The following is a 7,155-nucleotide window of genomic DNA, read 5'->3' on the forward strand; positions in this document are numbered from 1 at the left end:
GAACAACCCGGGAACCGGGGCCCTTCGGTTCACCACGGCCCGATCTGTTCTGTCGCGCGTACCGCTGCGGCGAGCAGGGCGGCGTCTCCGGTGCCGGCGTACGCGTCGAGGGCGGTATCGGCGAACTTGATGGCGTGCGGTCCGGCGGACTCCACCGCGAGCAGCATGACCTCCGCTGCATCCCGTTCGGCCACGGGCAGCGGCCGGGGTTCTCCGGTCGCCGGGGCGTACGCGGCGGTGATGGCTGCGGTGGCGGCCCAGCCGGCGGCGAGGCTGGCCGGCCAGATCTCCCGGTGCAGGGCGGGCAGGGTGCGCAGGACCGCGTTCGGGGCGGTCGCGGCGTGCACCAGCATGACCGGCTTGGCGTAGCCGTGGGTGCCGTGTCGGGTAGTCGCCGCGTGCACGATGCCGGCCAGTCGGGCTGGCACGGCCTCCGGCCCGTCGGTGACCTTCCCGCTGTCTGCTCCTCGGCACGGCACCGCACCGGCCACCGCCGACCAGCCGGGCAGGTCAGCCAGTTGGGCGAGCCGGGCCCGGATACCGAACCGCTGGTCGGGTACGCGGGGCACCGCGTCGAGCGCAGCACGGGGATCGATGGCGGGGTACGGCCCGGCTCCGGGTGGCGCGAGGGGCTGCCAGCGTGCCGCCCAGTAGGCCAGCCCCTGCCCGAGTTCACCGACCCGCGGGACGGTCTCCTCGTCCAGCAGGGCGCGAACGGCGTGGCCGACGCGGATCACCCCGTGGGTGGCGCCGGCCGCGATGCCGGGCAGTAGGCGGGGCCACCATCGCGCAAGCACCTGCCGCCACGGCTCGTCGGCCAGTTCCCGATCGAAGTAGTTGAGCCAATCACCGGTGCGTACGGGGTCGCCGAGCGGGTCTCGCCACTCGTCGGCGGTGATCAGCTCGATTCCCCGTGGTCGCTCCTCCAGCCGGTCCGCGTACCCGTCCAGCCATCGGTGGACGACCGCGGCGTGGCCGTGCCGGGCCAGCGCCTCAACAGCCATGGGCGCGTGGTTGGAGAGCCACCCATCCCGTTCCGGTCCGAAGCGCCGGATCCGTTGCAGGGCCTCGTCGAGTTGATCCATTCAGGAACGATAGGAGTTGAAGTGAGGTTTAGGTCAACTGTCGACGTGCACTGGGCGCACTGGTCCAACCGAGCGCGACGGGCGAACTGGTCTCGCTGGGCGCGCTGGGTCAGCCCGCGTTCGACCAGGATCGGCTGGACAGGACCACCCGGTAGCCATCCGGGTCCTCGACAGTGACGCCCCAACGATCCCAGTAGGGCCCCTGGGAGACCACCCGACCGCCGGCCTGCTTCAGGCCATCGACAATCGCCTCATCGATCGGCTGGCCCAGGTAAAGCACCAGTAGGTCCTCGGCGGTGGGCGCCGGCCGCACCGTAAGGTCGGCGCCGCCGACCAGCTCCAGGTGCCAGTTCGCCTCCCGTCGCCCGAGGATCAGCAGGTCGTGCTCACCGGGCCCGTTCGCCGCAATCCGCTGCAGCAGGGCCAGGCCGAGACCCTGGACGTAGAACCGTTCCGCAGCCGCCAGATCCGTGCACGGGCGCGCGATCCGTACCGCCACCTCGTTGACCATCCGCCCTCCACTCCGTCGTCAGTCGCACTCTCGGCGAGCGACGACTCGTCACGGCGGCAGGATTCCGGCGGCCACCGCCCTCAGGTCCGCAACGGGCACCCCACCATTCCCGCCAACGCTGATCACCGTACCGCTGGGGGTCGTGATCACGACCGCGTGGACGGTCACCTCGGAGCCGACAGTTCTGGTGAGCTGGGCCTGGCCGGCCGGAACCGGGAAGCTGTCAATCACCTCCGTGCCTTTGATGGCCCAGCCGACCAGCCACTCGGTGATCAGCGCCTGATCAACTTCCGCCGTCGTCCGTTCCGGGCGCAACACCGAAATCCAAAGCCAATTCCCCCCGTTGGGCCGCACATAGGTGCGAAGCGTTGTCGCGGCGGTCGGATGGTCAGAGCCGGCGACCGCCCCGCCACCTGGCGAGGTGGGGCCCCCGCCGTCGTTGTGCAGGTGGTTCTTCGACACCGCATAGCTAGCAGGTCCACTCCCCGCAACACCGACCCGCAGCCCTTCCGGAACGAAGGTGACCCGAAAGCCGTCCAGCGGCTGGTAAATCGGATCCGCGGCGGTGGTGGGCGCGGCGGCCCCGGACCGATCGGTGGACGAGTTCGGAAGCGGAACGGATTGGGTGATCCCGGTCAGGGAAACCGCGACAGTGACGGCGATGGCGGCTACCGCGCCGCCGACCACACCTGCGCGCAGAATTCGACGTCGGCGTACGCCGTGATGCACCCGGGCGACGAAAGCGTCCGTGACCGGGAGCGTGAAGTCTCCTTTATCCAGTTCGGCTAGCTCGTCGGCACGATTCTCGAACACCGAATTCACCCCTCTGCTGACAACGTCGTACGGAGGCGGGACAAACCTCGGGAGAGTTGCGACCGCACCGTCGCCGGAGTGCAGTTCAGGAGGCGACCGATCTCGTCGTCCGGCAGGTCGGCGACGTAACGTAAGGCGATCGCCGCCCGCTGCTTCGGTGGCAGGCTCGCGAGGATCCGCCGAACTACGGCGGTCGACTCCACCGCGGCCAGTGCGGTGTCCTCGTACCCGGCTTCCGGGAGGGTGCCGGTCGGCACCGGCCGGCGACGTCGCCGTTCGTTGAGAAAGAGGTTGGTCATGGTGCGCTGGGCGTAGCCGATCGGATTTCCGTCCGCGCGCACCCGTGACCAGGCCAGCCCGACGCGGATCAGGGTCTCCTGGGCGAGATCTTCCGCGGCGGCTCGGTCCAGCGTCAGAATGTTGCCCAAGCGCAGCAGCCCGGCGGCGCTCTGTCGCACGAACGCCTCGAACCCGGACCCGTCCGGCGGGAGTGCAGGCACCTTCACACTATGACTACCCGCATCCCCCTGGAAATGTTGCATGGGTCCCTGACTCGGGTGCCCCGGGCACCTCACCTCGATCAGCGGCCTGACGTTCGGGCCACCGCCCGCGGCCCGCTACCTCCGCGGCGAGCGGCCGCAGCGGCCGCGTGGCCCACCGAGCCAGTATGGCCGACCGAACCGGTAGAGCCGGCAGTCCCGACAGAGCTGGCAGCTTTGGGTGAGACCCAGATATTCACCTATGCTATCGTCGCGCTATGACTGCCGGGTCGGCTACACGCCAGAAGCGAATAGGGTTCCCGGCCGGGGCGTGATCGCCCGGCGGGGCCGAGCCCCACCCTCCGCGATCAGCTATTTTGCCAGCACAGCAACCGCACTTCTGCTTGCTGTCGCCTGCGTTTTCTTTTCCCACCTCTCGCCGCGCTACTTCCGCAAGCGCATTCGGCCCCAGCCGGTGATTTGTGGTGCCCACACCGCTTCACTGGCCGAGCGCCATCGGCTCAGGCTGCGCTGGTAGCCGCTGAAAGAACGACACCCACCCAAGGAATGGAGTACACCCTTTGCCGTCCGACCACGCTTCCCAGATCAAGGAATTCCACGCCCCACAAGGACAGAGCTCGAAGATTCCCGAAGACCGGCGACACATCCTGCTGACCACCGCAAACCGAGAAACCGGGGCACCGCGTACCACCTGGGTGGAGTTCTTCCTCGGCGAAGACCGACGCATCCTGGTCGTCGCGCTGCCCGACGGCAGTCGCACCAAGCCGGACTGGCACGACGACCTGCTCGCCGAGCCGCAGGTGACCCTGGAGAACGACGCCTTCACGATCGAGGCCCACGCGGTACTGCTCGAGGAGGGCGAACGGGACGCCGCGCTCGACCGGGCGGCGGAGCTGGACCCCGTACTGCGGCGGGAGCGTTCCCTCGCCCCGGAACCGCCACCGGTTGTGGCGCTGAACCCGCTCCGCGGCCGGCCGGTCGGGGCCACCTGGAGCAGCGGCCTGAAACTGATTCACGACGCCTTCCGCCGCGAGTTGGCGGTCATCCGCAGCGAGCTGGCACGGCCGGGGAGCCGCCTCGGTGCGCAGCTGCGCATCAACTGCCTCGCCCTCTGCGGCGGCCTCGGTCATCACCATCGCAGCGAGGACGACCAACTGCTCCCGGTGGTTGCCCAACACCATCCCGAGCTCGCCGATACGGTACGGCGGCTGCGGGAGGAACACGCGGCGATGGACGCGCTGCTCCAGCAACTGCAGCAGGTGGTCGGGTCAGCCGACGTGGACCGGGCGAGCGTGCGGACCGAGGTCGACCGACTCACCGCCGCGGTCGAGGCGCATCTCGACTACGAGGAGGCGCAACTCCTACCGATCCTCGACCGGCTCTCCGCTGAACAGACAGGTGACGACTCGGCCTGACCACGGCCCGGTCAGCCCCGCCCCGTCGCGGTCAGGTCAGCCCCGGCCTGCTGCGGCGCGGTCCCCGTACCGCTCGGCGGCACGCGCCTTGGCCTTCGCGGCCTCCACTGCCCGGTCCCGAGGCGGTGCCTTGGTCACCAGGTCACCCAGGAGGGTCTGGGTGGCCGCGGTGACCGCCCGAACGGCTTCGTTGAACGCCTCCTCGTTGGCCGCGGATGGTCTGGTCGCGCCACTGACCTTGCGCACGTACTGGACCGCGGCGGCCTCGATCTCGTCGTCGGTGGCGGGCGGTTCAAAATTGTGGAGCACGCGAATGTTCCGACACATGGCTCCACGATGCCAGGGCCGAGCCCCAACGTGAACCGCCCACGCCCCACGCCGCACTAACCGCGGGACGAGATCTGTTGCACAGTCCAGTGGTTGCCGTCCGGGTCGTCGAAGACGATGAAACCGACATTGTCCAGGCTGTCGCCATCCCGGGCCGGGCGAAAGCCCTCCGGCCCGGCCACTCGGACCTCGCTGACCTCGACCCCCCGCTCCACCAGCTGCTGACGGGCCTTCCGCACGTCCGCGACCACGAACTGCACCCCCTTCAGCGAGCCCGGCTCCATCGAACTGAGGCCCTTCCCGATGATGATCGAGCACCCGGAACCCGGCGGGGTCAGCTGCACCGGGCCGAACTCGCCGTCGCCACGAGAATCGAAATCCAGGTGGAAACCCAGCTTCTCGGTGAAGAATTCCTTGGCGCGGTCCACGTCCGCCACCGGCACCAGCACCACTTCCAGAGTCCAGTTCATTTCTCCCGCTCTCGCTCGCACTACCCCTTGCGTGGCGGACACGCTCTCCGGCCGCCGATATGTTCCTGGTGGCTCCCCCGGGCCCGGATCACCGCGACGCGAACACCTCGTCGAGCCGGTCGTAGCTCTCCCCCACGCCCCGCTCCATCGGCGTGGCCAGCACCAGGTCACGCACCTCGGGCGACGAGTAGCGCAGCATGGTCTGGAGCGTGGTCAACCCGGCACGCTCGGAAAGGACAGCGGTGACGAGGGACTCTCCTGGCACCCACTGATCGTCGTAGGACTCGGTGTAGACGAGCCGGTCCGGCGCCTGAACCTCGCGGTACACCCCGCCCTGGCCCATCTTGAGGCCATCCGGCCCCACCGAGACGAAGCGCCAGCTCCCACCGACCTGTAGCTCCACCTCGCATTCGACCAGGCGCCAACCGCGAGCGCCGAACCACCGCTTGAGCAACTCGGGCTTGGTCAACGCATCGAACACAAGGTGCCGCGGCGCGTTGAACACGCGGGTCAGGACGATGTCAGTCGGTGCCGGTGTGGTCACCCGCAGGGTCTTCGCCGTCATGTTCCCTTCCCCTCCCGGCCGCCGCTCGACGGGCGGGCATCGTCACCGGCGTGGAGTTCGTCGAGCAGTTCGTCCAAACGCCCGTACGCCTCCGCCCAGTAGCCGCGGTAGTTGTCCAGCCAGTCCACGACCAACCTGAGCTGGCGCCCCTCAAGGTGACACGGCCGACGTTGGGCGGCCCTTCCCCGGGAAATCAGGCCCGCGCTCTCCAAAACCTTCAGGTGCCGAGAAATCGCCGGTTGGCTCACCGGGAACGGTGCGGCGATCTCCTTCACCGTCGCGTCGCCCTGCGCGAGCCGGGCGAGGATCGCTCGCCGGGTCGGGTCCGCCAGGGCCGCGAAGGTGGCGTCGAGACGCTCGGGCTCGTCGAGTGCATAACCAGTTTGTTTCATAACGAGTTTGTTATATCGTTCGACTGTTGCCCCGTCAAGCCGAACCCCGGCATGTCTTCGCAGGTGGAGGGCGCTCCGGCGAGGTGACGCGAGCGGAACGGCCGCCCAGCAAACGCGCCCGGTCCCGCAGGTGCGCGGCGGTCCGGCTCCCCGGGACACGCGTGGTCGAGCGGCACTGGGCGGCGCAGGGGATCGGTACGATCGCCTCTCGATCGGAGGGGCCACCATGACGGATGTCAGCGCCGAGCAGTTCGTCGAGAAGTTGCAGACGTACCAGTCGGATGAGGAGCTCCGCAAGATCCAGCGCTACTTCAGGCACGCCGAGGGCGACACGTTCCTGGGCGTCCGGATGGGCCAGGTCTTCGCGCTGGCCAAAGAATTCATCGACCTGGCGCCCGGCGAGATCGAACTCCTACTCGACAGCCCGATCCACGAGGTACGCGCCGGTGCGGTCAGCATCATGTCCAAGCAGGCCGCGCGGAAGAAAACCACCGACGCCCGCCGGGCGGAGCTGTACGACCTCTACCTGCGCCGGCACGACCGGATCGACAACTGGGACCTGGTCGACCTCGGTGCCGCGAACGTGGTGGGGGCACATCTGGTCGACAAGCCCCGCGAGGTGCTGTACGAGCTGGCCCGCTCGGACGACCCGTGGCAGCGACGCACCGCGATCGTCAGCACCATGGCGTTCGTACGCGCCGGCGACCTCGACGACACGTTCCGGATCGCCGAGATGTGCGTTGCTGATCCACATGATCTGATCCACAAGGCCACCGGCTGGCTGCTGCGCAGCGCCGGGGACCAGGACCGGGCACGACTGCTCGACTTCCTCGACCGGCACGCGGCCACCATGCCCCGGACGCTACTGCGCGCCGCCATCGAACACCTCGACCAGGAGCAGCGGACCTACTACCTGGGCCGGAAAAAAGCCATGCAGGGAGCCTCGGCTCACCGCTAGACGATCTATTCCAAGGGGTACGGGGACAGCGAAGAGAGGCGAGGGCGTCCATGATCGACGTTGCTGAGCAACAATGACCATGGAGGCCACGTGCACGTCGATCGGGACACCCTCGCCAC

Annotated in this window: 10 protein-coding genes; 2 read left to right on the forward strand and 8 right to left on the reverse strand. The window is 68.7% G+C overall.

The genetic code is table 11. The features are described 5' to 3' along the window. Positions 1–29: 29 nt before the first annotated feature. The 4 genes from H0524_RS01840 to H0524_RS01855 form a co-directional block, all read right to left on the reverse strand. The gene (locus tag H0524_RS01840) at positions 30–1,085 is read right to left on the reverse strand and encodes a questin oxidase family protein (protein ID WP_180197088.1); all 1,056 of its coding nucleotides are present in this window, start codon (positions 1,083–1,085) and stop codon (positions 30–32) included. Between the two features lie 109 nt (positions 1,086–1,194). Then, positions 1,195–1,596 (reverse strand): VOC family protein, encoded by a 402-nt coding sequence (locus H0524_RS01845; protein WP_180197089.1) that lies wholly within the window; start codon positions 1,594–1,596, stop codon positions 1,195–1,197. A gap of 48 nt (positions 1,597–1,644) precedes the next feature. Continuing rightward, positions 1,645–2,418 carry a hypothetical protein gene (locus H0524_RS01850; RefSeq protein WP_180197090.1) on the reverse strand — a complete coding sequence of 258 codons (774 nt, stop codon included), beginning with the start codon at positions 2,416–2,418 and terminating at the stop codon, positions 1,645–1,647. Continuing rightward, entirely contained in the window at positions 2,415–2,915 is a 501-nt protein-coding gene (locus H0524_RS01855) for a SigE family RNA polymerase sigma factor (protein ID WP_180197091.1), read from the reverse strand. The genes H0524_RS01850 and H0524_RS01855 overlap by 4 nt, the downstream gene beginning before the upstream one ends. A gap of 554 nt (positions 2,916–3,469) precedes the next feature. Here H0524_RS01855 and H0524_RS01860 point away from each other — a divergent pair. After that, on the forward strand, positions 3,470–4,324 hold the full coding sequence (locus H0524_RS01860; RefSeq protein WP_180197092.1) for a nitroreductase/quinone reductase family protein: 855 nt from the start codon (positions 3,470–3,472) through the stop codon (positions 4,322–4,324). Between the two features lie 36 nt (positions 4,325–4,360). Here H0524_RS01860 and H0524_RS01865 read toward each other — a convergent pair whose 3' ends face one another. The 4 genes from H0524_RS01865 to H0524_RS01880 form a co-directional block, all read right to left on the reverse strand. Next, positions 4,361–4,651, reverse strand: coding sequence for a DUF2277 domain-containing protein (locus tag H0524_RS01865; protein WP_180197093.1), 291 nt, complete (start codon positions 4,649–4,651; stop codon positions 4,361–4,363). A 56-nt stretch (positions 4,652–4,707) separates the two neighbouring features. Next, positions 4,708–5,121 carry a VOC family protein gene (locus H0524_RS01870; RefSeq protein WP_180197094.1) on the reverse strand — a complete coding sequence of 138 codons (414 nt, stop codon included), beginning with the start codon at positions 5,119–5,121 and terminating at the stop codon, positions 4,708–4,710. Between the two features lie 88 nt (positions 5,122–5,209). Further along, positions 5,210–5,686, reverse strand: a complete 477-nt coding sequence (locus H0524_RS01875) for an SRPBCC family protein (RefSeq protein ID WP_180197095.1) — start codon at positions 5,684–5,686, stop codon at positions 5,210–5,212. Beyond that, on the reverse strand, positions 5,683–6,078 hold the full coding sequence (locus H0524_RS01880; protein ID WP_180197096.1) for a helix-turn-helix transcriptional regulator: 396 nt from the start codon (positions 6,076–6,078) through the stop codon (positions 5,683–5,685). Before H0524_RS01880 ends, H0524_RS01875 begins: the two co-directional genes overlap by 4 nt. 226 nt (positions 6,079–6,304) lie before the next feature. Here H0524_RS01880 and H0524_RS01885 point away from each other — a divergent pair, with 226 nt between their 5' ends. After that, the gene (locus H0524_RS01885; RefSeq protein WP_180197097.1) at positions 6,305–7,036 is read left to right on the forward strand and encodes a DNA alkylation repair protein; all 732 of its coding nucleotides are present in this window, start codon (positions 6,305–6,307) and stop codon (positions 7,034–7,036) included. The last annotated feature ends 119 nt before the right edge of the window (positions 7,037–7,155 follow it).

Source organism: Salinispora sp. H7-4, assembly GCF_013416675.1.
In the GTDB taxonomy this organism is placed as follows: Bacteria; Actinomycetota; Actinomycetes; order Mycobacteriales; family Micromonosporaceae; genus Micromonospora; species Micromonospora vitiensis.

What these genes read in the sequence shown, in the direction of transcription:
- H0524_RS01845 (WP_180197089.1), bottom strand. Translation starts at nt 1,596, where the DNA reads ATGGTCAACGAGGTGGCGGTACGGATCGCGCGCCCGTGCACGGATCTG.
- H0524_RS01875 (WP_180197095.1), bottom strand. Translation starts at nt 5,686, where the DNA reads ATGACGGCGAAGACCCTGCGGGTGACCACACCGGCACCGACTGACATC.
- H0524_RS01885 (WP_180197097.1), top strand. Translation starts at nt 6,305, where the DNA reads ATGACGGATGTCAGCGCCGAGCAGTTCGTCGAGAAGTTGCAGACGTAC.
- H0524_RS01870 (WP_180197094.1), bottom strand. Translation starts at nt 5,121, where the DNA reads ATGAACTGGACTCTGGAAGTGGTGCTGGTGCCGGTGGCGGACGTGGAC.
- H0524_RS01840 (WP_180197088.1), bottom strand. Translation starts at nt 1,085, where the DNA reads ATGGATCAACTCGACGAGGCCCTGCAACGGATCCGGCGCTTCGGACCG.
- H0524_RS01865 (WP_180197093.1), bottom strand. Translation starts at nt 4,651, where the DNA reads ATGTGTCGGAACATTCGCGTGCTCCACAATTTTGAACCGCCCGCCACC.
- H0524_RS01880 (WP_180197096.1), bottom strand. Translation starts at nt 6,078, where the DNA reads ATGAAACAAACTGGTTATGCACTCGACGAGCCCGAGCGTCTCGACGCC.